Raw genomic sequence first — 384 nt, forward strand, 5'->3', positions numbered from 1 at the left:
CAGCACAACGTTGTTGCGCTTGCGATCCAGCTTGATGACCTTGAATTCGAGGGTCTTGCCTTCGTACGGCGTGGTGTCCTTGATCGGACGCACGTCGACGAGCGAACCCGGCAGGAATGCACGAATACCGTTGACCATGACGGTCAGGCCGCCCTTGACCTTGCCAGTCACCGTACCGGAGATGATCTCGCCGGATTCCAGTGCCTTCTCAAGGTTCAGCCACGAAGCCAGACGCTTGGCCTTGTCGCGCGACAGGATCGTGTCGCCGTAGCCGTTTTCCAGCGCGTCGATTGCGACCGAAACGTAGTCGCCGACTTGCACTTCCAGCTCGCCCTGATCGTTCAGGAACTCTTCGACCGGAACAAAAGCTTCAGACTTCAGGCC

General features: G+C 58.6%; 1 protein-coding gene. It reads right to left on the reverse strand.

Annotation, left to right across the window (positions count from 1 at the left end; all coding sequences use genetic code 11):
• A partial coding sequence (locus AC1VNY_RS42930) for a S1 RNA-binding domain-containing protein (RefSeq protein WP_482409744.1) occupies positions 1-384 on the reverse strand: 384 nt, incomplete at both ends.

Source organism: Bradyrhizobium ferriligni, assembly GCF_056837965.1.